This is a genomic window from Thermococcus sp. GR5 (assembly GCF_012027535.1).
In the GTDB taxonomy this organism is placed as follows: Archaea; Methanobacteriota_B; Thermococci; order Thermococcales; family Thermococcaceae; genus Thermococcus; species Thermococcus onnurineus.
This window is the reverse complement of the sequence record NZ_SNUN01000003.1, coordinates 38817-63226: the sequence shown is the minus strand read 5'-3', so window position 1 is coordinate 63226 and position 24410 is coordinate 38817. Positions and strand designations below refer to the sequence as shown.

Genomic DNA, 24410 nt, shown 5'->3' with positions numbered 1-24410 from the left:
GTATGGAAGAACTGAAAAGAGCCGTCGCAAAGGAGGCCCTGAAGTTCATCGAGGATGATATGGTAGTGGGCCTCGGTACCGGCTCAACAACCGCCTATTTCATCGAGTACCTTGGCAAGCTCATCATGGAGGAGGAGCTTGAGGACGTCTACGGTGTTCCAACCTCTTATCAGGCACGGCTTCTCGCTCTCGAGTACGGCGTTCCGGTGGTCAACCTTGATGAAGTTGATGCTATAGACATAGCCGTCGACGGCGCTGATGAGGTTGACCCGTACCTCAATCTCATAAAGGGGCGCGGTGCGGCTTTGACCATGGAGAAAATCATCGAGTACCGCGCCGGAACCTTCCTCGTCCTCGTTGATGAGAGCAAGCTCGTGGAGAGGCTCGGCCAGAAGATGCCGGTTCCCATAGAGGTTATTCCTGCCGCTTGGCGCGCAATAGCAGAGGAGCTCGAGGTCTTCAACGCCACGGCTGAGCTCAGGATGGCGAGCAAGAAGGACGGTCCGGTCGTTACAGAGAACGGTAACTTCATCCTCGACGCGAGGTTCCACAGGATAGACGACCCGCTTGACCTCGAGATAGAGCTAAACAACATCCCCGGCGTCGTCGAGAACGGCATCTTTGCTGACATAGCTGACATTGTCCTCGTCGGTACGAGGGAAGGAGTTAAGAGGATGGAGCGCTGAATTCTTCGATTTTGTCTTTTCTATGCGTCTCTTCTATGTTGGCCTTCTGTGAATGATCTGGGACTGTTAAGTGCACAAAACCCTAGGGTTCAGCATTTCAGAAGCAGTTAGAATCTTTCCGCCTGCGCTTGCTCTGCAAGTGCTGTACTGGTGGGGCCGCCGGGATTTGAACCCGGGTCACGGGCTCCCAAAGCCCGCAGGATGGACCAAGCTACCCCACGGCCCCTTGCCCAGAATAGTCCTTCAAGAAGTTTGGAGCCCCGGGCGGGGTTTGAACCCGCGACCTGCCGCTTACCAAGCGGCCGCTCCACCAGGCTGAGCCACCGGGGCGTCGATGATACCATGCAGGTGAGCATTTATAAATTTTTCCCTTCGCCCATTTTTGCCACGAGGCCCTCAAGAACCTCACGAAAGTTGGCCGCGTCGATCCACTTGATGCCCATCTTCTGAGCCCAGGTGAGTATCCCGACATCAGCAGAAACTATCGTCGCATCGAGCTCTTTTGCTAGTAAGATAAGCTCAAAATCTTCCTTGCTATCAACGATGCCCTCACGGAGGGCTTTGCGGTAGTTCCGCCTCAGCTTCTGGATTATTCTATCGACGTTGTCAGTTTCGATTACACTCTCGCGGACGGCTTTCTCAGCGACGCGGAGGCCCTTGTCTATGCGCCTCCTTATGTCGTCAATCAGTTCGTAGACTACAAAGGCGGGAATCTTAATGTCGTGGACGTTGGGGGGCTTCTTTATGATGTAGAGCTCGATTTCAGGCAGGAGTTCGTCTTCATCGACGAAATGCATAACCTCGCGGTAGATACCGGGGGGCATGTAGAACTCCACCCTACCGAAGAGCATCTCAGCATATCCAAGAAATGTTCTCATAGCCTCGGTCGGGTTGTCCCCAAACTTTCGCCTTATTTCTGGATTGACAAAGATGCTCGTATCGAGCACGAACCTCATGACCACCACAAGCTTATTTAAGCGGGGAAGTTTAAAACAGTTAGGTGGAAAGTATGAGAGTCGGAGTCGTTTTTGGAGTAAGCGAGCTGGCAAGTCCAAAGACCTTTGAGAAGAAAGCATCTAAGTTCATAACCGAGCTCGCGAAGGAGTTCGACGTCGTTGGGGGCTTCTTTATTTCCACCAAGAGGGACTTCAAGGAAGCCAAGGAAGAGGTAAACTTCAATGAGGTTGATGCGATAGTCCTTTATCCTCTGACTGGTGGAACCGAAGGAGCCTTAAAGGAGTTCGCGGTTTACAGAAGGCCGATAATAATCTACGGCGACACATTCAATAACTCCCTCGCGGCGGGAATAGAGCTGCGCGAATACTTCAGGGACAGACTCGTTCCCTCAACCCTCGTCAAGGACTTTAACGGACTCAAAGCCGCCCTTCTCGGTTACGAGGACATGAAAGAGACCCTTGACAAGTTCCTGAGGATGCGCCTTGGCATAATAGGCCGTGTCTCGCCGTGGCTCATAAACGAGAAGTTCGAGCTACCCTACACCAGCATAAGCCTCAAGAAGTTCTACGAGTACTATGAGGCAACGACCGACGCTGAGGGCTGGAAGGTTGTCGAGGAGATAGTGGCAAAGGCCAGAGAGATAAAAGAACCCAAGCGGGAGGATCTGGTCAAAGCCGGGAGGATTTATCTAGCCATCAAGCGCATCCTTGAAGACTATCACCTGGATGGTTTCACAATAGGCTGCTTTGACCTCATAATGAAGATAAAGGCCACACCCTGCTTGGCCCTTGCGATGTTCAATGCGGAGGGAATTCCAGCGGCATGCGAGGGAGAGCTGAACGCACTCCTAGGGATGGCGATAGTGAAGCGTTTCTTCGACAAGCCAGCATTCATGGGCAACATAGCTGACTACGGCGACGACTACATCATCCTTGCCCATTGTACCGCTCCCCTCATCAGTGGATACATCATAAGGTCACACTTTGAGAGCGGAATGGGAGTTGGCGTTGAGGTCGAGCTGCCAAAGGGCAAAGCCTCACTCCTCAAAATACGCGGCAGAAAAGCCGTCGTTGCCGGTGTTGAAGTCGTTGGAAGGGAGCGCAGCGAGCACCGCTGCAGAACCCAGATGAAGCTCCGGATAGAAGAAGCCAGGGACTTCATAGACGGCACCCTAGGCAACCACCATCTGCTGGTTTATGTGGATAGCGAGGAGCTGGCGGATCTCCTCAGCGAACTTGGCTTTGAAGTCATGCTGTACTGATGTCCATAATGTATTTTTTCTACCTCTTTTTGGACAGTTACCCACCCAAAATTTTATTAACCAAAAGTTACTTAATATATATTGAGAGGTGAAAGGGGGTGATAGCATGAGGCGAGCCCAGGCTGTGGTAGAATACCTCATGATGACGGCACTTGCCTTAGTGATGGCCATGTTCACCATTAGGATAGCCCAAAGAACGGCCAGCGATGCCGCCACTCAGATTACGAGAACCTCCGAGGAAATAATAAAAACAATGAACGAAATGATAGAGGATTGAGGGGGCTATGCCCCCACAGAAACTCTGACTCCGTAGAACTTCAGGCCAAGCCAAGCAGCGACTCCTGTCCCAATGATTATTGGGTTCAGTGTCACTCCTGCCAGCCCAATGACCACTAGTATTATTCTAACCCACTTCTTCAGGTGTGTCTTATAGAATCCAGTCAGTGCTATCGCCAGCAGGTACATTATGAACAGAGTCGCCAGGAGGTAATAGAGCACTCTGAGTGCCGTTGCAATGTTCCATTCTGGAACCGTTATCAGGAACATCTCCGGGTGAGTGAAATAGATGTAGGGTCCTATGTAGCCAGCTAAGGCGTACTTGACCGCGTTCATGGCAGTCTTCCAAAAGTCTCCACCAGCTAAAGCTGAACCTGCGTAGCTTGCTAGGGCAACCGGTGGAGTGACGTCTGCTAGTATACCAAAGTAGAAGACGAAGAAGTGCGCCGCGAGAAGAGCTATCGCAGTGGCGAAGCCTGGAACTGGCTGGTCGTACGGGGCAACACTTTGAACTGCATTGAAAATAGCAGGTGCCGCAACTAGAGAGGTGATAATGTAGTTGGCGGTCGTAGGAACCCCCATTCCTAGGATGAGGCTGAATACCATAGTAAGGATCAGCAGCAGTAATAGGTTCCCGGCAGTCAAATCAACGAGGCGATATCCAATGCGGGTAACGAGGCCGGTCATTGTTAGAACTCCCTGAATCAAGCCTGCAGAAGCTGCTGCTAGCATGACGCTGGTACTGGTTTTGCCTGCGTCAATGACTGACTCATAAGTCGCCGAGTACATCCGCCTGCCCTCTTCACTATTGGATATGTATCCCACGATGAGAGAGAAGGCAATTCCCATGACACCGCTCATCAGCAGTATCTGCTCCTTGGTCATTCCGAGATGCTTGGTGAGGGCTATGAAAAGTATGAACATCAGGCTGATATAGAGTTTTTCGTTGAAGTCTACTAGGTCCGTCATAAACGCTAGGCCCACCAGTACAAGCGAGAGAACCACTAAAAGACCCGCAACAAGTCCTGTCATTGACTTTCCTGTAAACATCATGAGAGTCGTTAGGAGGACAATGCCGACATAGAACCCTTCGTGACCATTTATCTCGTCCCTAGCGATCCAGGCTACCCAAATGGCAATTCCAAGGGATGAGATGGCAGATATGTGGGGTGGGATTCCCCAGACGAGAGCGACTGTAATGACTGCTACGGGCAAGAGGATATAGAGCTTTCTGAGGAAATACCCGAGCTTCTTTGACTCTTCAACTGCCATGCTCTTGAGTCCAAGCCTTTTAGTCTCGAGGTCTATGAAGATGTAGACGCCGGAATAATACACGAGAGCTGGGATGACAGCAGCTATTATCAACTTGTTGTATGGTATTCCAAGGAACTCGGCCATTATGAATGCTGCTGCACCCATTATTGGAGGCATCAGCTGTCCGCCTGTTGATGCAACCGGCTCAACGGCACCGGCTATCTCGGGGGGATATCCAGCTTTTTTCATGAGGGGTATCGTGAAAGTTCCAGTTGTGAGGACGTTTGCAACACTAGATCCGCTGACGGTCCCCATGAGGCCACTTGAAACAACGGCGGCCTTTGCAGGTCCACCCGGACGGGAACCGAAAAGCGCTATCATGAATTCGGTAATGTAGTCGCTGATGCCTATCCTGAGAAGGAATGCTCCAAAGAACACGAAAGCAAATACGTATATTGTCATGACGAAGAACGGAATTCCAAAGATTCCTTCATCAAAGTAGAGTTGCTGGGTAAATCGTATCCAGTTGAAGCCTATGTTGTTGATTCCGTATAGCAGAAATACTGTGACAACGAGTGGCAGAACCCATCCGAGGACTCTACGTGTTGCTTCAAGGACGAGAATTATTGCCATAATGCCAAATATGACATCGGTCTGTGTTACTTCGGCGAACTCAGCGTAGCGTTGGTAAACTGCAAACAGGTATAGTGATGAGATAACTCCGAGAGCTGCCAGTACATAGTCATAAACTGGTACCTTTTTCAGGTATTTCTCTTTCTTACGAATTGGGTAGAGCATGAACGTAATAAAGAGTATCATGGCCAAAACAAATGCTTCTCCCTGTTTTGTTTGGAACGTCGTCTTCAGAAAACTTATTTCGATACCCATACGGGAAAACATGTCGTATAGTGTGTAGTTGAAGTTGAATATAAACAGTATTTCGTAGATGCCTATAAGAATCGCTGCTATGGTTACGAGGCGTTCGAGCGAAGGAGGCAGTACCCGGATCTTTTCGAGCACAACCCCCTCGACTTCTTCCGCTTTCTTTTTAGGCTTTTTATCCTCCACGGCCATTTTAACACCTCCCAATCGCTATCTCGAACAGACTGCATTCCTTAACCTCAAATTCAACAAGGGTTTCTCGTCTGGGTGAAAAAACTAACTTCCCATTTACCCAGATTTCAGCGCTATTCAAGGGGATGAACCAGAAGTCCAAGCTCTCCCCAAGGGGAATGTTGATTTTCTTGACGTAGTAACCGTTTTCTGTGGATTGAATATCTTCCGGGAGACCCGCACCGAAATCCCTCCATCGCATTTCCTCCGCGTAGATGCCACTCCTATTCACTTTCAGGACTTCGATGACTTCACTTCTTTGGACACTGTGGACGTATTTTATGGTTACGTTAACATCCCCCAAAAGGAAGACGCTCTTTGAGACTCCATCGCTTATCATGAAAACCTTCAGGGGATAGGAGAGTAGAATTAAAGATAGCAGGAAAGTCAAAAAAATAAAAGACTTCCTCAAGGATGCTCACCCATTCAAGGTTTGAGCTCTGACGGGATAGTCATGCCCTTCTCTTCGTAGTATTTAGCGGCTCCAGGATGGAGCGGGATGCTCATGCCATCGAGTGCAGTCTCGAGGCTTATGTACTGGGTCTTGGCGTGGACTTTCTGGAGCTCGGCAACGTTGTCAAAGAGTATCTTGGTCATCTGATACACGACGTCCTCTGGGAGATCGGCACTGACGACGAGAACAGCTTTAACTGCAACTGTCGGAGTGTCTTCAGTCATTCCGTTGTACGTGTCCTTGGGGAGAACCTGCCTCACATAGAAGATGTATCCCTCATTTTTAAGCTTGTTTAGAATGTCGTCTGGAATCGGGAGAATCCTGACGGGAGTCTGAACGGCAATCTGGTTGACTGCAGGTGTTGGAGCACCCGAGACTATGACTGCAGCATCAACCTGACCAAGCTTGAGACTCTGAGAAGCTTCGCTAAAGGCCTGGTTAACTTTCTGGATGCTGTCCCATACCCCTGCAGCTTTGAGTATCTGCTCCGCGGCAACAGCAGTACCGCTTCCGGGGGCGCCGATTGCGACCTTTTTGCCTGCAAGGTCCTGGAGGCTCTTTATGTCACTGTCTGCCCTCACGACAAATTGGACGGTTTCAGGATACAGCGCTGCAACACCACGGAGCTTCTCGATCTTGTTGCCCTCAAACATGTATAGACCGTGATATGCATAATATGCAACATCATTCTGCATTATAGCAGCTTGGGCAGTTCCATCACCAATGGCTTTAGCATTGGCAACACTCGCACCGCTGGTAACAGCCTTAGCATTGACACCGTTCTTGCTGAGTATCTCTGCGTATTTTGAGCCCAGTGGGAAGTAAACTCCGCTGGTTCCACCGGTGTAGATAGTTATCTCCTGGGTCTGCGTCGTCTGACCTCCTTCACTGCCAATACAACCAGCTATAACCACTGCAAGAACCAAAACGGCAACGAGCCCGATTGACATCACTTTTTTCATCTTTTGTGCACCCCCAAACCTTAATGTGCATACATGGTCAAACGACCACATTAGGATATTGGAGTATATTTCGGGTTATATAGTTTGCGTTACTTTTTCGTAAATCTTCCTTATGAAATTTTGGGCACGAAACGTCGTACCCTCGGTATCCACTAGACAAAAGTAAAGGTTCGGACCGGGTAAAGCCTTTTAATTCCCGAGCCGAGCATCAAGGGGGTTGCAAGATGAAGGTAATAATGACGACGAAGACAGACCTAGCTTCAATGAACATAATGGAAAAACTGGTGGAGAACTTCGGCTTTAAAGAAACTGACAGGCTCTTCGATGGAAATCCCGTCTATTCAAAGGGCGATACGCTCATTCTGACCACCAACGACGAGATGATTTACTACGACAACCTCGACAAGGCCATCGAGCACCAGCTCGGTCTCGTCCCTGAAATCATAGTCTTCGCCTCGAGGCACTCCAGCAAACAGAAGCTGCCTGCACTTACCACTCATATAACTGGTAACTGGGGCAACGCAATGTATGGTGGAAAGGACGAGAGCCTGGCCATAGCCCAACCGAGCGCAATGAAGCTTGCGCTCCTCAAGATGAATGAGCTCAATGATCTGAACTGGATCATCTGCTATGAGGCCACACACCACGGCCCGAGTGAGCTGAACGTCCCGAGTCTGTTCATCGAAATAGGCTCGAGCGAGGAGGAGTGGGTGAACGACAGGGCAGGAGATATACTAGCAGAGACAATAACATATGTGCTGGATAAATACAGAGAGACCAAGTTCCCAGTTGCCATAGGGATAGGTGGCGGTCACTACGCCCCAAAGCAGACAAAAAGGGCGCTAGAGACAGACCTAGCATTCAGCCACATAGCACCAAAGTATGTCCATCCGCTCAAGAAAGAACTCATTCTCAAGGCCATCGAGAGAACCGCCGAAAAAGTGGATGCCATATACGTTGATTGGAAGGGCAGCAAAGGTGAAACGAGGCAGATGGCGAAAGCTTTGGCTGAGGAGCTCGGCTTGGAGTTCATACGGGACTGATAATCGAAATCTTTAAAGATGTTAAGCGGGATTTTAAAATCAGCACTCGACTTTAGCTAAATTTATATACTACCTGCCTACAAAGTGAAACAGATGTTAAATTGCCCGGAGGGTGAAAAGATGCTGAAGCTGATTGAGGACGCTATCGAAAGAACCTCCTCCGACCTTAACAAGGTTCCGGAGGCCCAGGCTCCGCAGACCGACATCGATGAGGAGCTTAGGAGGATTCTGGAGCAGATACAAGCTAAGATTTATGTTGTTGGTGTTGGGGGTGCCGGCTGTAACACTATAAACAGAATGATGCAGGTCGGCATCCAGGGTGCGAAGGTTATCGCTATCAACACTGATGCTCAGGATCTCCTCAAGGTTAGAGCTCACAAGAAGATACTCATAGGTAAAGAACTTACCCGTGGTCTCGGTGCAGGAAACAACCCCAAGATGGGAGAGGAAGCTGCCAAGGAGAGCGAGAGAGAAATTCGCGACGCCCTTGAAGGTGCCGACATGGTCTTCATCACCTGCGGTCTCGGTGGCGGAACCGGTACTGGGGCCGCTCCAGTTGTTGCCGAAATAGCCAAGAAGATGGGCGCTCTCACCGTCTCAGTCGTTACCCTTCCATTCACCGTCGAGGGCATCAGGAGGATAAAGAACGCCGAGTACGGTCTCGAGAGGCTCAGGAAGAACAGCGACACCGTTATTGTCATCCCGAACGACAAGCTCATGGAGGTCGCTCCTAACCTGCCGATACACATGGCCTTCAAGGTCGCCGACGAGATACTCGTCCAGGCCGTCAAGGGCATTACTGAGCTCATCACCAAGCCAGGACTTGTTAACCTCGACTTCAACGACGTTAGGGCTGTCATGAAGGACGGCGGCGTTGCGATGATAGGTATTGGCGAGAGCGACAGCGAGAAGAGGGCCCTCGAAGCTGCCCAGCAGGCACTCAACAGCCCACTTCTCGACGTTGACATAAGCGGTGCCAAGGGAGCGCTCATAAGCATAAGCGGAAGCGACGTCAAGCTCGAGGAGGCCCAGCAGATAATAGAGCTGGTCACGAGTAAACTCGACCCAGAGGCTCAGGTCATCTGGGGAATACAGCTTGACGAAGAGCTCGGAAAGATGATAAGGATCCTCATCGTGGTTACTGGAGTCAGCTCCCCATACGCTGTCGCCGAGGAGGAGCCCACTTACTACGGTGAGGAGCCCGAGAGAAAAGTTATTAAACTCGACCTTGAGGAGCTTTGATAACCATTTCATTTTCAAAATTTAGAGGGGTGACGAGTGTGGCAACAACTACGGAAAAGCTTAAAAACTTCTTCGCGGAGTTGCGGAGGGTTTTACTGGTCACAAAAAAACCGGGCTGGAAAGAGTTTAAGATGGCTGCAAAGATTACCGGCATCGGAATGATTTTAATTGGCCTCATAGGCCTCGTAATCCGTATGATCGGCTACCTTATTACTGGCGCCTGAGCCAGCAACGGGTGATAGAGATGAGCGACGGCAGGATATTCACAGTGCGTGTCACAGTTGGTCAAGAAGAAACTACTGCCAAGCTGATATACAGCAAGATTAAAACATACAATCTCCCGGTCTATGCCATATTGGCTCCGTCAAAGGTGAAGGGATACATATTCGTCGAGGCCCCCAGCAAGAGCGCAGTCGATGAAGCCATCAAGGGTATAAGGCATGCCAAGGGTACCCTTCCGGGCGAGGTCAAGTTCGAGGAGATTGAGCACTTCCTCGAGGAGAAGCCAGCCGTTAGCGGCTTCGAGCCTGGCGACATAGTTGAGCTCATCGCTGGCCCGTTCAAGGGTGAAAAGGCTAAGGTTGTCAGGGTTGACGAAGCCAAGGACGAAATAGTCGTCGAGCTTATTGGTTCAATCGTCCCGATTCCGGTTACGGTGAGGGGCGAATACGTTAGACTTATAAGCAAACGCCAGAAGGAGTGAACGGACTCAGATAACTAGAGGTGAGAAAGATGCCGCAGGTTGTTGAGGTGCTCGTTGAGGGAGGAAAGGCTTCACCAGGTCCGCCACTCGGTCCCGCTATTGGTCCGCTCGGACTTAACGTTAAGCAGGTTGTTGACGAGATAAACAAGGCCACCAAGGACTTCGAGGGGATGCAGGTTCCAGTCAAGATCATCGTGGAGGATCCCAAGAAGAAGACCTTCCGCATTGAGGTTGGTGTTCCTCCGGTCAGCCAGCTAATCAAGAAGGAGCTTGGCATACCAAAGGGCTCCAGCGAGGCCGGTCACAGTCCAGTCGGAAACCTGACCATGGAGCAGGTCATCAGGATAGCTAAGGCCAAGATAGACCAGATGCTTGCCGCTGACCTCAAGGCTGCAGCCAAGGAGGTCATCGGTACAGCGCTCAGTATGGGTGTTACCGTCGAGGGCAAGGACCCTAGGGAAGTCCAGAAGGAGATTGACGAAGGCGTTTACGACGAGATTTTTGCGAACGCCGAAGAGTGAGGGAAAAGTTTAAAAATCCCTCTTTTTACGCATTTTTGACTTTTCGGTGCTTAAATCAAAAATGAAGGGAGGGCTGTAAATGGCCTTTGACAGGCAGAAATTCGTGGAAGCGGTGAAGGAGGCGAAGGCCCGGGCTAAGCCGCGTAACTTCACACAGACCGTCGAAGTGGCAGTCAACCTCAGGGATATAGACCTCCGCAAGCCGGAGAACAGGTTTAAGCTTGAGGTTGTGCTGCCCCACGGTCGTGGGAAGGAGCCCAAGATCGCGGTCATCGCTGATGGTGCCGTTGCCGAGGCGGCTAAAAAGCTCGGGCTGGATGTAATTAGTGGAGAGCAGCTTGAGGAACTTGCCAAGAGCCCGAGGCAGGCAAGGAAACTGGCGAAGAGCTATGACTTCTTCATTGCGGCGGCTCCGCTGATGCCGAAGATCGGTAGGTACCTCGGTAGGTACCTCGGTCCAAGGAACAAGATGCCGCAGGTCGTTCCACCGACCATGACCAACTTGGAGCCCATAGTTGCAAGGCTCAAGAAGACCGTCAGGATACAGCTCAAGAACAATCCGGTTGTGCACGCTCCGATAGGAACCGAGGACATGGACGATGAGAAGCTCGCTGAGAACGCTGAAGCAGTGCTCAATGCCATCATCAACAAGCTCGAGCGCGGAGAGAACCAAGTGAAGTCAGTGTACGTTAAGACCACCATGGGACCGGCCGTTAAGGTGGAGAGGTGAGGGAGATGGCCCACGTCGCTGAGTGGAAGAAGAAGGAAGTTGAAGAGCTCACCAACATCATCAAGAGCTATCCAGTGATAGCACTCGTTGACGTTGCCAATGTCCCAGCTTACCCGCTCTCAAAGATGCGTGAGAAGCTCAGGGGCAAGGCACTCCTCAGAGTCTCAAGGAACACACTCATTGAACTCGCCATAAAGAGGGCCGCCCAGGAGCTTGGAAAGCCAGAGCTTGAGAAGCTCATTGACCACATCCAGGGTGGAGCTGGAATCCTCGCCACCGAGATGAACCCGTTCAAGCTCTACAAGCTCCTTGAGGAGAGCAAGACTCCTGCTCCGGCCAAGCCAGGTGTGCCGGTTCCAAGGGACGTCGTTATACCAGCCGGTCCGACCTCGATCTCACCGGGTCCGCTCGTCGGTGAGATGCAGGCTCTTGGTATACCCGCGAGAATCGAGAAGGGTAAGGTCAGCATCCAGAAGGACTACACCGTGCTCAAGGCTGGTGAGGTCATAACCGAGCAGCTCGCGAGGATCCTTAACGCTCTTGGCATCGAGCCCCTTGAGGTTGGTCTCAACCTGCTCGCTGCCTACGAGGACGGAATTGTCTACACTCCGGAAGTCCTCGCTATCGACGAGGAAGAGTACATCAACCTGCTCCAGCAGGCTTACATGCACGCATTCAACCTGTCCGTCAACACTGCCTACCCGACCAGCCAGACCATCGAGGCCATCATCCAGAAGGCCTACCTTGGAGCCAAGAACGTTGCAGTCGAGGCTGGCTATATTACCCCAGAGACCGTCGAGGACATCTTTGGCAGAGCTCTGCGCGCTGTCCTGCTCATAGCCCAGAACCTGCCTGAGGAGCTACTCGACGAGAAGACCAAAGAGCTTTTAAACCAACAGGCACAAATAGCCGTTGCAACTCAGCCTCAGCAGGAGAAGAAGGTTGAGGAGGCTGAGGAAGAGGAGGAAGAAGAGGAAGCCTCCGAGGAGGACGCGCTCGCTGGACTGGGCGCGCTCTTCGGCTGAACTTTCCATTTCCCTCGTATCCCTGAATAAAACCGTGTGAAAAAATGAAGATGATTGGAGGTGCGAAAAATGGAGTACGTGTATGCCGCTCTGCTGCTCCACGCCGCTGGTAAGGAGATAACTGAGGAGAACCTCAAGGCCGTCCTTGAGGCTGCTGGAGTCAGCCCGGATGAGGCCAGGATAAAGGCTCTCGTTGCCGCCCTTGAGGGCGTCAACATCGACGAGGTCATCGAGAAGGCCGCCATGCCGGTTGCCGCCCCGGTCGCCGTTGCCGCTGCTCCAGCTGCTGGCGCCGAGGCCGCTCCGGCTGAGGAGGAAGAGGAGGAAGAAGAGGAGGAGGCCAGCGAGGAGGAGGCCCTCGCTGGGCTCGGTGCCCTCTTCGGCTGAACTCCCCTCCTCTTTTGTCCGCCCTCGGGCGGACATCTCAAAACTTTTCTTCGCGATTCTTAATGATCCAGAACGCAGCCCATATCCGTTTGTATCTACCTGGGTCGAGCTTTCTCCTGAGCATCTCAAGGAACGCCACCAAGGCCAGGAAAAACACGATCGTGACGAGGGCCTTTTCGGTGAAACCATTAAGGCTTGTAACGACGTTTATCCACACCACGCCACCGAACCACATCGTCAGGAACTCGATAATCTCATAAATGGCAACTTTTCTGGGTAGGGTCTCCATCTTCCAGAGGGCGATGCCAGCCATCAGGGAAAAGAGTCCTACAATGCCGAGTATCACCGTCACCGCGTCAATTGTCTCTGCCCCATACCTGCCCGCGAGAACTGGATAAAGCGAAAACGCCGGAGCGAGGGCAAAGAACCCCACTATCGCCAGGGCGCTTACCGCGAGCGGTGCTACGCTCTTCCTCATGTCCTCCACCAGATTAACATCGGGCATGGTAACCTAAAAGATTTTCGAAAAAGACCGCAAGGTTTATCTTTGGCCGTTATGAACCACCATCGTGGGCCCGTGGCCTAGGGGATATGGCGCCGGCCTTCGGAGCCGGTAGTCGCGGGTTCAAATCCCGCCGGGCCCGCCATAGCAACCCTTTGCTTCGCAAAGCGTTGACGGAAAAATTGCGTGCGATTCTGACGTGCTTGATTCTCGAGGGGGTTTGCTCTTCAATTGTTGGTTTTACAGTGTTTCACTCTCCACAAGGCGTCCTTCGGACGCCAGAGGAAAGTGAAACCACTTAAAGGAACCATTCTTGGGGTTAAACACTCCTCCTAATGGCAATTCTTGAGAATGCACGCTCTCATCTCAGCCTTTTTTGAAGGGAAAGGGACTCTTTTGGTCAAGCTTTTTCCAAAAACTTGTTCGCCAAGCAAAAGTTTGATCAAAGTTTGCGTGCCCCCTTAAATTGGCAGTTCTTAAGCGGGGTTTACTTCACAATTGCCAATTTTACAGTGTTTCACTGCGAGAATAACGCCCAAAGGGCGTTAAGAAAAAAGTAAAACCTTACCCACTCACGTTTTTGCAGTTAAACCCTCATTTGAGGGCGAGTTTTAGAGTGCACGCTTTTTCCAAGAGCCTGCTCGCTTGCCCGACGTCGAACTCTGCTCGACGCAGGGAACAACAGTCCCGCGGAGTTTGATCAAGGTCGTGGCTCTTGCGTGAACTCCAGTTTGTCAAATTTTCCTAGTGCCGGCCCCTATTTAATGGGGAGAATCTATTATATGGCTGTTTCCCGGGGGTTTACACTTTCTCGACGCACTCGGGCATCTAACTCCAAAGTTAAACCCTATCTCAAAAGCTAAACTCCCGTGATTCTCCCTCACTAAACCGCAAGATTCAATTGGAAAACACTGCGAATTGGACAGGCTAGCAAAGAGCCACGAACTTTGATGAAACTTTGTCCCGCAAAGTCTCTGTGGTCAGCTTTTTAAGCACTTCCTCGTTTAACCTTGGGGTGATTAATGTGATGCTCCCGGACTGGAAAATTAGAAAGGAGATTCTAATCGAGCCCTTCAACGAGAAATCCCTTCAGCCGGCCGGCTACGACTTAAGGGTTGGAAAGGAGGCAATGGTGAACGGAGAGTTCATAGACGTTGAGAGGGAAGGGAAGGTTGTAATCCCCCCCAAGAACTACGCTCTCGTTCTAACGCTTGAGAGGATAAAGCTTCCCGATGACGTCATGGGTGACATGAAGCTCAGGAGCAGTCTCGCAAGAGAAGGACTGATGGGCTCCTTCGCCTGGGTAGACCCCGGCTGGGATGGCAACCTCACCCTCGGAATCTTTAACGCCTCTGACGAACCGGTTGAGCTGGCTTACGGAGAGCGCTTTGTTCAGATAGCGTTCATCCGGCTTGAAGGGCCTGCAAAGAACCCGTACAGGGGCAACTATCAGGGAAGCCAGCATTTAGTGCTGTCGAAGAGGAGGAAAAAGTGAGACTTATGAAATCAGGCTCAACACTTTGCCCTATTCTATTTCTTGTGCCATTCAAGCACAATTAATGAACAAATAAATTTTTCCCGAGAACTTTAGGGCCATTAAAAAGTGTACTGGGGAACTATAGCTTCTCAAAGGCATCATCTGGGTAATGCCTCCTATTGAGCACTGTGCTTTTAACTGGTTATCTATCTTTCTCAAGGTTCACGAGAAAATCAATCTCGTCAAGTTGGTTGCGTCTAAGGGCGCAGTGGGCATCTAATCGACGTAGATGGCCCCGTTTACCGAAAGGTTTATATATCTCCAATCGCCTAGAAAATAGTGAAAAACCTTTCCTGGAGGTGTTGTGGATGGCTGAGTTGCCGATTGCCCCGATTGACAGGCTGATTAGAAAGGCCGGTGCTGAGAGGGTCAGCGAGGAGGCTGCCAAGGTCCTCGCTGAGTACCTCGAGGAGTATGCCATTGATGTTGCTAGGAAGGCCAATGATTTCGCCAGGCACGCTGGCAGGAAGACCATCAAGGCCGAGGACATCAAGCTCGCTATCAAGACCTGAAGGTCTTTCTCTCTTCTTGCTTTTGTAACTCATCAGCTTTTTAAACCGCTCTTCTGATTGTTCATCATGCAGGAGATAGCCGTTAGAATGACCAGGCGCAACCACAATGCCTTTGTTCACCTCCTCGGAGCCCTAGAGAGTCAAGGTTTTGATCTCGGAGAAATGTTAATAACGAAGGACTTCAACGAAATTTTGAAGGCCAGACCAAAGGTCGTTCTCTACTCGTTCTTCACGGAGGAAATATGGGGGAGTCTTCCTCAGGAGGTCCGGCTTCTCAAGGAAAGGGGTGTGCTGTTAATAGCCGGTGGATACCATGCTATAGCCATGCCTAAACATACCCTAAATCAGCTTGGTTTCGATATAGCAGTCATTGGCGAGGGGGAGGAGGTTCTGTATCATCTTCTGAAGACGCTCAAAAGAACGAACTACAAAATCACCAGGGAGCTCCTCAACATTACTGGTCTTGCTTTCTACCTCAATGGCGAGTTCGTCTTTACCGGATTCTCCAAGGTTGAGGACTTCTGGCGATTTCCACCGTATCCAGAAAGCGTTCGTCTTATCTCGCCGATAGAAATAACCCGTGGCTGCCCCTTCGGCTGCTATTACTGTCAGACCCCATACATAAAAGGCCTCCGCATGAGGCACAGGCCGATAGACCAGATAGTGAAGTACTCTCGCCGGATGAAGGACATGCGCTACATAACGCCAAACGCATTCGCCTACGGAAGTCCTGGGGCGATACTCAAAATCAATAAGCTTGAGGCCCTTCTCAAGGCCCTTCAGCCCCTAAGGAAGGAAGGCCGGAGGCTTTTCTACGGCACGTTTCCCAGTGAGGTCAGGCCGGAGTTCGTCCTCCCAGAGACTTTGGAACTCCTGATTGATTATGCTGATAATAGACGCTTGGCTATCGGCGCTCAGAGCGGTGACGACGCAATGCTGAGAGCCATGCACAGGATCCACAAAGTGGAGCACGTCCAAAAGGCCGTTGAGTATATGCTGGAGTACGGCTTCGAGCCTGTGGTTGATTTCATCGTTGGCCTGCCGAACGAGACGCCTGAAAGCCAGAGGAAGAGCATCGAGCTTATGGAGTGGATCATGAAGAAGGGCGGCAAGGTCAGAGCACACTACTTCATGCCCCTTCCAGGAACCCCGTGGGCACGGTGCAAGCCTTCACCTCTGAGTGAGGAGATGAAGAAATTTCTGGGCAGGATGGCAGCAAAGGGCAAGATAGAGGGGTCGTGGGGCAAGCAGATTGAGCTCTCAAGAAAGCTCCAGAATCTTATGGATGAGTTTTACGAGGAACCTATGAGCTACATTGGAACCGTGCGGAAGGTTTGCTGAAATAGACAGAAAAGCGTCAAAAATTATCCAATAAACTTATAACCCCATTCGTTCGTTATCAGCACGACGGCAACATGTACGCCGAAAACTATAAAAGATTCGAGGAGCTTATAGACAAACTGCGAGAGTTTGAAGGGGCCATTATAGTTGAGGGCCCGCGAGACGAGGTGGCTCTGAGAAATTTGGGGGTCAGGACGGAGATAATAAGACTTTCACGCCTCCCACTATCAGAAATCGCGCTCATCGCGTCATCATATGGAGAGGTCATGATACTTACAGACTTCGACAGAAAGGGCGAAGAGCTTGCAAGGAAGCTCCTCCGCTATCTGGAGGGGTATCCCTGCAGAGTCGATTCAGAGACGCGGAAGGAGCTCAAAAGGATAGCAAAGAAGGACATTAAGGGGATTGAGGACCTCTATGGCCTCTATCTTAAGGTCATCTCCGTTTCTGACCCCCACTTGGAGGGAATTCGATGAAGAGGAAAAAGACAGTGCTTCACCACATTTTAGCTGAAAAGCAGAAGTTTGAAAAACGGAAAGAGGGTGGTAGTATGTCAGCCAAAGATGAATTTGGAACGACCAAATATGTAATCTATGCCGAGTTTGAAGCAAACGGAATTGTTGAAAGGCCCGACGTTGTTGGTGCTATTTTTGGTCAGACTGAAGGTCTTCTTGGTGACGATCTGGACTTAAGGGAGCTTCAAAAGACCGGAAGGATCGGAAGGATAAGGGTTGAGGTTCACGCAAAGGCTGGAAAGACCTACGGAACGATAACCGTTCCTTCGAGCCTTGATAGGGTTGAGACGGCCATTTTGGCGGCTGCTCTTGAGACGATAGACAGGGTCGGTCCAGCCGAGGCCAAGATAAAGGTTCTCCGCATAGAGGACGTCAGGGCAACCAAGAGGAAATATATTATCGAGAGGGCCAAGGAGATCCTCGAGACCCTGATGGAGCAGGAAATCCCAGAGACCCAGGAGCTCACAGAGGAAGTCAAGAAGGCCGTAAGGGCTAAGGAGCTCATAGAGTATGGGCCGGAGAAGCTTCCCGCCGGACCGCATGTACCGTTCTCTGATTCAATCATTGTCGTTGAGGGAAGGGCAGATGTACTAAACCTGCTCAAGCACGGCATAAAGAACGCCATAGCCGTCGAAGGCACCTCAGTTCCGGAGACCATAATAAAGCTCAGCAAGGAGCGCATCGTTACCGCCTTCACCGACGGCGATCGCGGTGGAGAGCTCATCCTTAAGGAGCTCCTTCAGGTCGCAGATGTTGACTACGTCGCCAGAGCACCAGAGGGCAAAGAAGTCGAGGAGCTCACCAAGAAGGAGATAGTGAAAGCACTTAGGAGCAAGGTGCCTGCTGAGCAGGTCATAACCGAGATATTCTACAAGGGTAGAAACTTCTACGAGGTCATAAAGGAGAAGGAAAGGGCCAAGAACGGCAGGGAGGAGAAGGTAAGGGAGGTCAAACCGCCAGCACCTGCACCGGCTCCAGCACCTGCACCAAAGCCAATAGAAAAGCCTGAGCCCAAGGAGAGGGAGGAGAAGATAGTCAAGCCGATTCAGCAGCCCAGGCCGAGCGAGCTGGACGAGTTCGGCGAGTTCATCGAAAAGGTCAAAAGCTCCAAAGACTCGATGGCGCTCCTACTCGACAAAGACAAGAGCGTCATAGCGGAAATACCCGTCAGAGAGCTCACCAACCAGCTCAAGGAAAGAAAGGACGTTTACGCTGTCGTCTTCAACGGCGTCATAACCCAGAGGCTCATCGACACAGTCAGCGAGAGCGGGGTAAAGTACCTTGTCGGGGCGAGGAAGTACAACGTCGTCAGAAGGCCTGTCAATCTCAAGATAGTGACCTTTGCGGAGTGAGCTCCGCACCTTCTTATTTCCCATCACAAAACTTTCAACTTTTTTGGGTAGAATCTTCTGGTGGTTCCATGGATGAGGGTCTTGAGCTGATGCTCTTTGGGAGTTTCGTTTCATTCTCTTTGGGATACTAATGAGCAATAACAGAGGCATGTTCTTCGGAATCCTCGGTTTAGCCATGGTGTTCCTGGAGATACTCCTGCCGCAAGAGAAACGGAAGGAAGAACCACGTTGCGAAGGGGAGTAACTTTATAACTCCTCCCTCCCTTCTTCTCCCGGTGAGGAGAATGAACGTGGAAGAGTTGATTATGAAGTACGCGCTCATCAATGCGATCAGCCACAAGGGTAAGGCCAACCCAAAGGCTGTGATAGGGAAGGTTCTCGGCGAGAACCCGGAACTTAGGCCCAAAGCAAAGGAGATAATCCCACTCGTCAACCAGATAGTGGAGCAGGTCAATGGAATGGACATCGAAGAACAGGAAGCAAAGCTGAAGGAGATTTATCCAGAGTTCTTCGAGGCAAAGAAGGAAAAGAAAGAGGAAAAGAAAGGCCTTCCGCCCCTCCCGAAGGCAGAGAAGGGTAAGGTGGTTACCCGTTTCGCCCCTAATCCTGACGGAGCATTCCACCTCGGTAACGCTCGTGCTGCTATCCTAAGCCACGAGTACGCAAGGCTCTACGGCGGCAAGTTCATCCTCCGCTTCGATGACACTGATCCAAAGGTCAAAAGACCCGAACCTAAGTTCTACGAGTGGATCATCGAAGACCTCAAGTGGCTTGGCTTCCAGATTGACGAAATCCACATAGCCAGCGACAGGCTTGAAATCTACTACAAGTACGCAGAAGAACTCATCAAGATGGGTAAGGCTTACGTCTGCACCTGCCCGCCGGAGAAGTTCCGCGAGCTGAGGGACAATGGAATCGCCTGCCCTCACAGGGAAGAACCGGTAGAGGTTCAACTCGAGCGCTGGAGAAAGATGCTCAACGGCGAATATAAAGAAGGCGAAGCTGTGGTTAGAATAAAGACAGATCTTAAGCATCCGAACCCAGCCGTTCGCGACTGGCCCGCTCTTAGGATAATCGACAACCCGAGCCATCCAAGAACCGGTGATAAGTACCGCGTCTGGCCGCTTTACAACTTCGCCTCAGCCATAGACGACCATGAACTAGGCGTTACGCACATCTTCCGCGGTCAGGAGCACGCCGAGAACGAGACAAGACAGCGCTACATCTATGACTACTTTGGCTGGGAATATCCTGTCACCGTTCACCACGGCAGGCTCTCAATTGAGGGTGTTATTCTCAGCAAGTCTAAGACTAGAAAGGGAATAGATGAAGGCAAATACTTCGGCTGGGACGATCCAAGGCTTGGGACCATAAGGGCGCTCAAAAGGCGCGGTATAAGGCCAGAGGCTATAAGAGAGCTTATTATAGAAGTCGGCCTTAAGAGGAGCGACACGACGATAAGCTGGGACAATCTTGCTGCCATAAACAGGCGCATAGTCGAGCCAATAGCCAACCGTTACTTCTTCGTTGCCGACCCGATACCGATGTATATTGAAGGCTACGATGAAGAATTCGTGGCAGAGATACCGCTGCATCCGGATCATCCGGACAGGGGAGTCAGAAAGCTTAAGTTCGAGCCAGGCAGGCCCGTCTACGTTTCCAAGGATGATATGGAACTGTTCAAACCGGGTAGCTTCGTCCGTCTCAAGGATCTCTTCAATGTGGAAATCCTTGAAGTTTCAGAGGAAGGCATAAAAGCCAGGTTCCACAGTATTGAGTACGAAATCGCCAGAGAAAACCGCTGGAGGATGGTGCACTGGGTCACTGAAGGCAGGGCCTGTGGGGTTCTCATTCCGCAGGGCGACGAGCTGATAGTCAGAAAAGGCCTGCTCGAGAGTGACGCCAACGTCAAGGTGGATGACGTTGTCCAGTTTGAGCGTTTCGGCTTTGTAAGGATAGATGATGTGACACCCGAGAAAGTGGTGGCGATATTCGCCCACAAGTGACCTCTTCTTTTATTTTCCATGCAAAACAAAAATAAGGATATGGGGCCTATTCAGGCCTTTTCGGGCACAAGTTTGTCGCCGAAGAGACCGAACAGAATCACTACCGCGGCAATGATTCCCGAGACAACGTAGACACCGCCAGCCCTGAAGACTGCAAATAGGGCGTAGAGACCACCAACGAGGAACAGCACCGCTGCTATTCCAGCCATTGCGAGGGCTGAAGTTGATGGTTTTTCCTTGGAAGCCAGCACTGGATAGAGCTCAAAAATTGCCGTGAAGAACGTTGTCACACTCACTGCTTTGAGCACCATGTCTGCTGTTGATGGAGAGGAGTCTATTACGCCTATTGCAAGGGCCACAGCTACAAGATAGGCAGCAGCTTTATTCCTGCTCACCCTAAGGGTTGATTCAACTATCTGGAGACCGATCTCCGCAGTTGGCAGCAGACTGGTGATACCTGCAAAGAACGCAGAGATTCCTATGAGGAGTATCAGCGTCGGATAGTCCGCAAGGATGTGTGGCAGTTCGCCCATGAGCTGAATAGCACCTTCTTCACCACCATGGACATACTGGAGAAGCCTGTCAGGGGTGGTGGGAGCAATTGCATAGACAACAGTTATCGTTGATAGAATCCCGATGAAAAGCTGAACCAGGATTCCAACCCCAATGATTACCTTCGCGTTGAAGCGCTCGTTGATAAAGCTTCCGAGCATCAAGTAGAATGCAAATCCAAGTCCAACACCGTAGATTGCCCTTTCAGCGGCAGCTTTTATGAGGTCAAGTGTTATTGGGTGCCTTGCAACGAGCATGTGCTTGGCCATTGCCAGGTAGGTGGCACCCTCAGATATCTGTACCTTGAACGCAACCGTAGTTATTGTAACCGCGACGACAAATATCACAGAACCTATCGCCATGATTGCGAAGGTCTTCTCTTTAGCCCTAGTGAGGATAACGAAGGCTATAGCAAACATCAGTATCTTGGCTATGAGCCTGGCGACGGTTCCTGTTCCAAGAACCGGTGAGAGAACGGTCAGCATGGTGTTGGCGGTGTAGTACGAGAGGAACATTGCAATGGCAGCGAAGATTGAGAGCACCATAGCGGGCCGTTTTGAGACTTTGTTGTAGAGTTCAACGAAGTAGTAGCCGGATTTCATGACGGTCTCAGCCTCGAGTATTGCGACATACGTTAGTATTGCAAGGAATACTAAGTGCACAACCATTCCAGTCAAACCGTACTGGAGCCAGAACTGCGGGAATAGACCGATGCTACCTGCTCCAGTGGCGAATCCGGCAACAAGGAATATCAGGTATATTGTCCACTTCTTAATTTCATCCATGGTTTCACCCCCTGGTTTGTATATCCCACAATGGACGTTTGAGGTTAAAAATATGACTTCCCACGAGGAACGTCTAAAAGTTCTTACTTCTAGTTTATGGAGTAAATTTTGCCAAAAATGAAACAATGGGGAAGACTCACTCAAAGAAACCTCTCCACTTCACCAATCCGAGCAAGAACCGGTGGGGTAGCTTTTCGTGGTGGGGGTAAATCCTTATCGCATAGTTCCAGCAGGAATTACCGAGGTGCCTCAGAGCACTTCCCTCATAGGTGTAGAGCCACCTCCCACCCCCGAGCTCCTTTGGATGCCTCAGCTCAACGATATGCGGTTTCTCTATGCGTTGCTCCTCGGCATGGACGCCGTAGTAGAGCTCAAGACGGACGTCTTCGGGCTTAAGTTCATCGAGGTAGACGAGGATCTCAAGTCTGCTTCCATCTTTTATGGCTACACTTTCGATGCTCACGTTGTTCCATGCACCGATAACGCGGTCTTTCCATGCGGCCATCTCCTTGGCACCGACGTAGTTACCCCTCGTGAGCCAGATGTAGTTACTCATAGCCTTGGAATAGAAACGATCCATGTATTCCTTGACCATCCTGTGAGTGCTGAAGCGCGGGGCTATGCTCTTGATGCTCTCCTTCATCATGTAAATCCATTTCCCGCGGTTGCCGTAGTAGGTTGGGATTATTTCCCTCTCCAGCAGATTGTAGAGGCTCTCTGCGTCCTTTATGTCGTCGGCTTCGGTCTCGGGCTCCGTACTCTCCTCTCCAATGATCCACCCGTTCCTGCCGTTGTAGCCTTCCACCCACCAGCCCTCGTAGATGCTCGCGTTGAGCACTCCGTTCAGCCCGGCTTTCATTCCACTCGTTCCGCTAGCTTCCATCGGCCTGCGCGGATTGTTGAGCCAGAGGTCAACTCCGGCCACCATGAGCCTTGCACTTCCCATATCGTAGTTCTCAAGGACGAATATCTTGCCCCTGAACTCGGGCATCTGAGAGGCCTCGTAGACTTTCTTTAGGAACTCTTTGCCGGCCTCGTCCATTGGATGGGCCTTTCCACCAAAGACTATGTAGACTGGCCTCTCTGGGTTGTTCAGAAGTCTCTTGAGCCTTTCAATATCCGTAAAGAGTAGGGTGGCGCGCTTGTAGGTCGCGAAGCGCCGGGCAAAGCCTATGATGAGCGCGTTCTCGTCTATCTCTGGCAGGGGATCATCTATTCCAAGCCTCTCGTTCCTCGCCTTAATCTTCCTCTTCAGTAGCTCTATGAACTCCCTCTTGGCCTTAAGATGGGCCTCCCAGAGCTCTTCATCGGGAATCCTCTCAATGGCGTACCACAGACCCTCGATGTTCGTGTGCTCGCGCCATGCCTTTCCGAGATAGCGGTCAAAGAGCTTTCTCATCTCGCTGTGAACCCAGGTCATGGTGTGTACGCCGTTGGTGATGCCCTCGATGGGTATCTCATCCAGCGGAACTCCGGGCCAAAGATTCTGCCACATGCGCTTGCTTACCTCGGCATGGAGCTTACTGACGCCGTTGACGTAGCTGGAAGTTCTTATGGCCAGTAGGGTCATGTTGATTTCATCCCTCTCACGGCCGAGCTCCAGGAGTCTCTCGTCCTTATCCTCAAGGAACTTGGCGAGCCTCTTCCTGACCTCCTCAATTGGGAAGCGATCGTGGCCCGCTGGAACTGGGGTGTGCGTGGTGAAAACAGTAGTCCCTCTGACAATACTCAACGCCTCGGTAAAGGTCAACCCCTCATCCATGTACCAGGCTATCCTCTGGAGGTTAGCAAAGGCTGGATGCCCCTCGTTGAGGTGGACAACGCCGGGTTCAATGCCCAAAGCTTTAAGCAGGCGCATTCCACCGATTCCTAGAAGTATCTCCTGCTTTATGCGCTTGTCTATCTCGGCATTGTAGAGGTAGTCGCATATGGTTCTGTCGTCCGCGCTGTTCTCGGGAACGTCGGTGTCCAGTAGATATATCTTCACCCTTCCAACCTCAACCTCCGAGGCCCTCGCGTAAACGATTCTGTCCTCTATGGGGACCTCTATAAGGAGTGGCTTTCCATCCTTCCCGAGAACCGGTTTTATCGGCATCTCCTCTGGCCTGTACTCTGGGAAGATCTCGATCTGTCTTCCGTCTCTGTCTATCTCCTGCTTGAAGTAGCCGTGCTTATAGAGCAGACCTATTGCTATGAAAGGCAGGCCAAGGTCACTGGCTGTCTTCACGTGGTCACCAGCGAGTATCCCCAGACCACCAGAGTATATGGGCAGAGTCCTGCTTATGCCGTACTCCATGCAGAGATACACTATGGGCTTGTCCCACTTGGGGTAGTTGGTTGAGAACCAGGTCGAATCTGGATTCATATAATCCCGGAACTGTTCCATAACGAGCTCGTAGAGGTTCATGAAGTCGTCGTCCTTCAGAAGCTCCTCAAGGCGCTCCTCGGAAACGTCGAGAAGGAGCTTAACCGGATTCTTGTGTTCCCTCCAGTGTGCCGGGTCAATATACTCCCAGAGCCTCGTTGCCCTCCTGTTCCAGCTCCACCAGTAGTTGTAAGCCAGATCAGCCAAATCCTTGATGGGATGGGGAAGCTTCTCCCTGATTAAATCGTGGGTGGGAGTTTCAACGTCGGCCATGGCGACCACCTATGTATCATTTTCGGTGATACTATGTGGGGAGCGGGGTTAAAAAG

The 24410-nt window shown here is 51.1% G+C and carries 24 protein-coding genes and 3 tRNA genes; 18 read left to right on the top strand and 9 right to left on the bottom strand.

Annotated features, from left to right (window positions below):
• Nucleotides 1–2 precede the first annotated feature (2 nt).
• Complete coding sequence (rpiA, locus tag E3E33_RS03725) at nt 3–686, top strand: ribose-5-phosphate isomerase RpiA (RefSeq protein ID WP_012571126.1); 684 nt, start codon at nt 3–5, stop codon at nt 684–686.
• 148 nt (nt 687–834) lie between these two features.
• Here rpiA and E3E33_RS03720 read toward each other — a convergent pair.
• The 3 genes from E3E33_RS03720 to E3E33_RS03710 all read right to left on the bottom strand — a co-directional run bounded on the left by E3E33_RS03720 (nt 835) and on the right by E3E33_RS03710 (nt 1642).
• Nucleotides 835–912: transfer RNA gene (locus E3E33_RS03720), tRNA-Pro, on the bottom strand.
• A 27-nt stretch (nt 913–939) separates the two neighbouring features.
• Nucleotides 940–1016: transfer RNA gene (locus E3E33_RS03715), tRNA-Thr, on the bottom strand.
• 26 nt (nt 1017–1042) lie between these two features.
• A complete protein-coding gene (locus tag E3E33_RS03710; RefSeq protein ID WP_012571127.1) occupies nt 1043–1642 on the bottom strand; it encodes an RNA ligase partner protein in 600 nt (199 codons plus the stop codon).
• A 53-nt stretch (nt 1643–1695) separates the two neighbouring features.
• Between E3E33_RS03710 and E3E33_RS03705 the strand changes: the two genes are divergently transcribed.
• Together E3E33_RS03705 and E3E33_RS03700 are read left to right on the top strand one after the other, a co-directional pair.
• Nucleotides 1696–2904, top strand: a complete 1209-nt coding sequence (locus tag E3E33_RS03705; protein WP_012571128.1) for a hypothetical protein — start codon at nt 1696–1698, stop codon at nt 2902–2904.
• Between the two features lie 106 nt (nt 2905–3010).
• Complete coding sequence (locus E3E33_RS03700; protein ID WP_012571129.1) at nt 3011–3181, top strand: hypothetical protein; 171 nt, start codon at nt 3011–3013, stop codon at nt 3179–3181.
• Between the two features lie 5 nt (nt 3182–3186).
• On the opposite strand, the gene E3E33_RS03695 is transcribed toward E3E33_RS03700, so the two are convergent.
• From E3E33_RS03695 to E3E33_RS03685, 3 genes are read right to left on the bottom strand one after another with little or no spacing between them, the layout of a single operon-like run.
• Nucleotides 3187–5508 (bottom strand): TRAP transporter fused permease subunit, encoded by a 2322-nt coding sequence (locus E3E33_RS03695; protein ID WP_167711118.1) that lies wholly within the window; start codon nt 5506–5508, stop codon nt 3187–3189.
• A gap of 1 nt (nt 5509) precedes the next feature.
• Nucleotides 5510–5959 (bottom strand): DUF1850 domain-containing protein, encoded by a 450-nt coding sequence (locus tag E3E33_RS03690; RefSeq protein ID WP_012571131.1) that lies wholly within the window; start codon nt 5957–5959, stop codon nt 5510–5512.
• A gap of 14 nt (nt 5960–5973) precedes the next feature.
• Nucleotides 5974–6963: a TAXI family TRAP transporter solute-binding subunit gene (locus tag E3E33_RS03685; protein ID WP_167711119.1), complete on the bottom strand. Its 990-nt coding sequence runs from the start codon at nt 6961–6963 to the stop codon at nt 5974–5976.
• A gap of 224 nt (nt 6964–7187) precedes the next feature.
• On the opposite strand from E3E33_RS03685, the gene E3E33_RS03680 reads away from it, so the two are divergent.
• The 8 genes from E3E33_RS03680 (at nt 7188) to rpl12p (ending at nt 12614) form a co-directional block, all read left to right on the top strand.
• Nucleotides 7188–8006 (top strand): D-aminoacyl-tRNA deacylase, encoded by an 819-nt coding sequence (locus tag E3E33_RS03680; protein ID WP_012571133.1) that lies wholly within the window; start codon nt 7188–7190, stop codon nt 8004–8006.
• Nucleotides 8007–8126: 120 nt separating this feature from the next.
• Nucleotides 8127–9248, top strand: coding sequence for a cell division protein FtsZ (gene ftsZ, locus E3E33_RS03675; protein WP_068666284.1), 1122 nt, complete (start codon nt 8127–8129; stop codon nt 9246–9248).
• 38 nt (nt 9249–9286) lie between these two features.
• Complete coding sequence (locus E3E33_RS10920; RefSeq protein WP_012571135.1) at nt 9287–9472, top strand: protein translocase SEC61 complex subunit gamma; 186 nt, start codon at nt 9287–9289, stop codon at nt 9470–9472.
• Nucleotides 9473–9492: 20 nt separating this feature from the next.
• Nucleotides 9493–9951 (top strand): transcription elongation factor Spt5, encoded by a 459-nt coding sequence (locus E3E33_RS03665; RefSeq protein ID WP_167711121.1) that lies wholly within the window; start codon nt 9493–9495, stop codon nt 9949–9951.
• A gap of 29 nt (nt 9952–9980) precedes the next feature.
• On the top strand, nt 9981–10472 hold the full coding sequence (locus tag E3E33_RS03660; RefSeq protein WP_167711123.1) for a 50S ribosomal protein L11: 492 nt from the start codon (nt 9981–9983) through the stop codon (nt 10470–10472).
• 79 nt (nt 10473–10551) lie between these two features.
• Nucleotides 10552–11202 carry a 50S ribosomal protein L1 gene (locus E3E33_RS03655; RefSeq protein WP_012571138.1) on the top strand — a complete coding sequence of 217 codons (651 nt, stop codon included), beginning with the start codon at nt 10552–10554 and terminating at the stop codon, nt 11200–11202.
• Between the two features lie 5 nt (nt 11203–11207).
• The gene (locus tag E3E33_RS03650; RefSeq protein ID WP_167711157.1) at nt 11208–12227 is read left to right on the top strand and encodes a 50S ribosomal protein L10; all 1020 of its coding nucleotides are present in this window, start codon (nt 11208–11210) and stop codon (nt 12225–12227) included.
• Between the two features lie 69 nt (nt 12228–12296).
• Complete coding sequence (gene rpl12p / locus E3E33_RS03645) at nt 12297–12614, top strand: 50S ribosomal protein P1 (RefSeq protein ID WP_012571140.1); 318 nt, start codon at nt 12297–12299, stop codon at nt 12612–12614.
• A 37-nt stretch (nt 12615–12651) separates the two neighbouring features.
• On the opposite strand, the gene E3E33_RS03640 is transcribed toward rpl12p, so the two are convergent.
• Nucleotides 12652–13092, bottom strand: a complete 441-nt coding sequence (locus E3E33_RS03640; RefSeq protein WP_240912018.1) for a hypothetical protein — start codon at nt 13090–13092, stop codon at nt 12652–12654.
• A gap of 93 nt (nt 13093–13185) precedes the next feature.
• Between E3E33_RS03640 and E3E33_RS03635 the strand changes: the two genes are divergently transcribed.
• From E3E33_RS03635 to E3E33_RS03605, 7 genes are all read left to right on the top strand, one after another.
• Nucleotides 13186–13261, top strand: a tRNA-Arg gene (locus tag E3E33_RS03635).
• Nucleotides 13262–14140: 879 nt separating this feature from the next.
• The gene (dcd, locus tag E3E33_RS03630) at nt 14141–14611 is read left to right on the top strand and encodes a dCTP deaminase (RefSeq protein ID WP_167711810.1); all 471 of its coding nucleotides are present in this window, start codon (nt 14141–14143) and stop codon (nt 14609–14611) included.
• Between the two features lie 350 nt (nt 14612–14961).
• Nucleotides 14962–15165, top strand: coding sequence for an archaeal histone HpkA (gene hpkA, locus E3E33_RS03625; RefSeq protein ID WP_167711792.1), 204 nt, complete (start codon nt 14962–14964; stop codon nt 15163–15165).
• Between the two features lie 66 nt (nt 15166–15231).
• Nucleotides 15232–16506, top strand: a complete 1275-nt coding sequence (locus tag E3E33_RS03620) for a TIGR04013 family B12-binding domain/radical SAM domain-containing protein (protein WP_167711793.1) — start codon at nt 15232–15234, stop codon at nt 16504–16506.
• 74 nt (nt 16507–16580) lie between these two features.
• Nucleotides 16581–16982, top strand: a complete 402-nt coding sequence (locus tag E3E33_RS03615; protein WP_167711794.1) for a toprim domain-containing protein — start codon at nt 16581–16583, stop codon at nt 16980–16982.
• Nucleotides 16979–18373, top strand: a complete 1395-nt coding sequence (gene dnaG / locus E3E33_RS03610; protein ID WP_012571146.1) for a DNA primase DnaG — start codon at nt 16979–16981, stop codon at nt 18371–18373. Before E3E33_RS03615 ends, dnaG begins: the two co-directional genes overlap by 4 nt.
• Nucleotides 18374–18657: 284 nt before the next feature.
• On the top strand, nt 18658–20379 hold the full coding sequence (locus tag E3E33_RS03605) for a glutamate--tRNA ligase (RefSeq protein ID WP_012571147.1): 1722 nt from the start codon (nt 18658–18660) through the stop codon (nt 20377–20379).
• Nucleotides 20380–20429: 50 nt separating this feature from the next.
• On the opposite strand, the gene E3E33_RS03600 is transcribed toward E3E33_RS03605, so the two are convergent.
• Both E3E33_RS03600 and malP read right to left on the bottom strand, forming a co-directional pair.
• Nucleotides 20430–21716 (bottom strand): sodium-dependent transporter, encoded by a 1287-nt coding sequence (locus tag E3E33_RS03600; RefSeq protein ID WP_012571148.1) that lies wholly within the window; start codon nt 21714–21716, stop codon nt 20430–20432.
• Between the two features lie 136 nt (nt 21717–21852).
• Nucleotides 21853–24354, bottom strand: a complete 2502-nt coding sequence (gene malP, locus E3E33_RS03595; RefSeq protein ID WP_167711795.1) for a maltodextrin phosphorylase — start codon at nt 24352–24354, stop codon at nt 21853–21855.
• Nucleotides 24355–24410 lie beyond the last annotated feature (56 nt).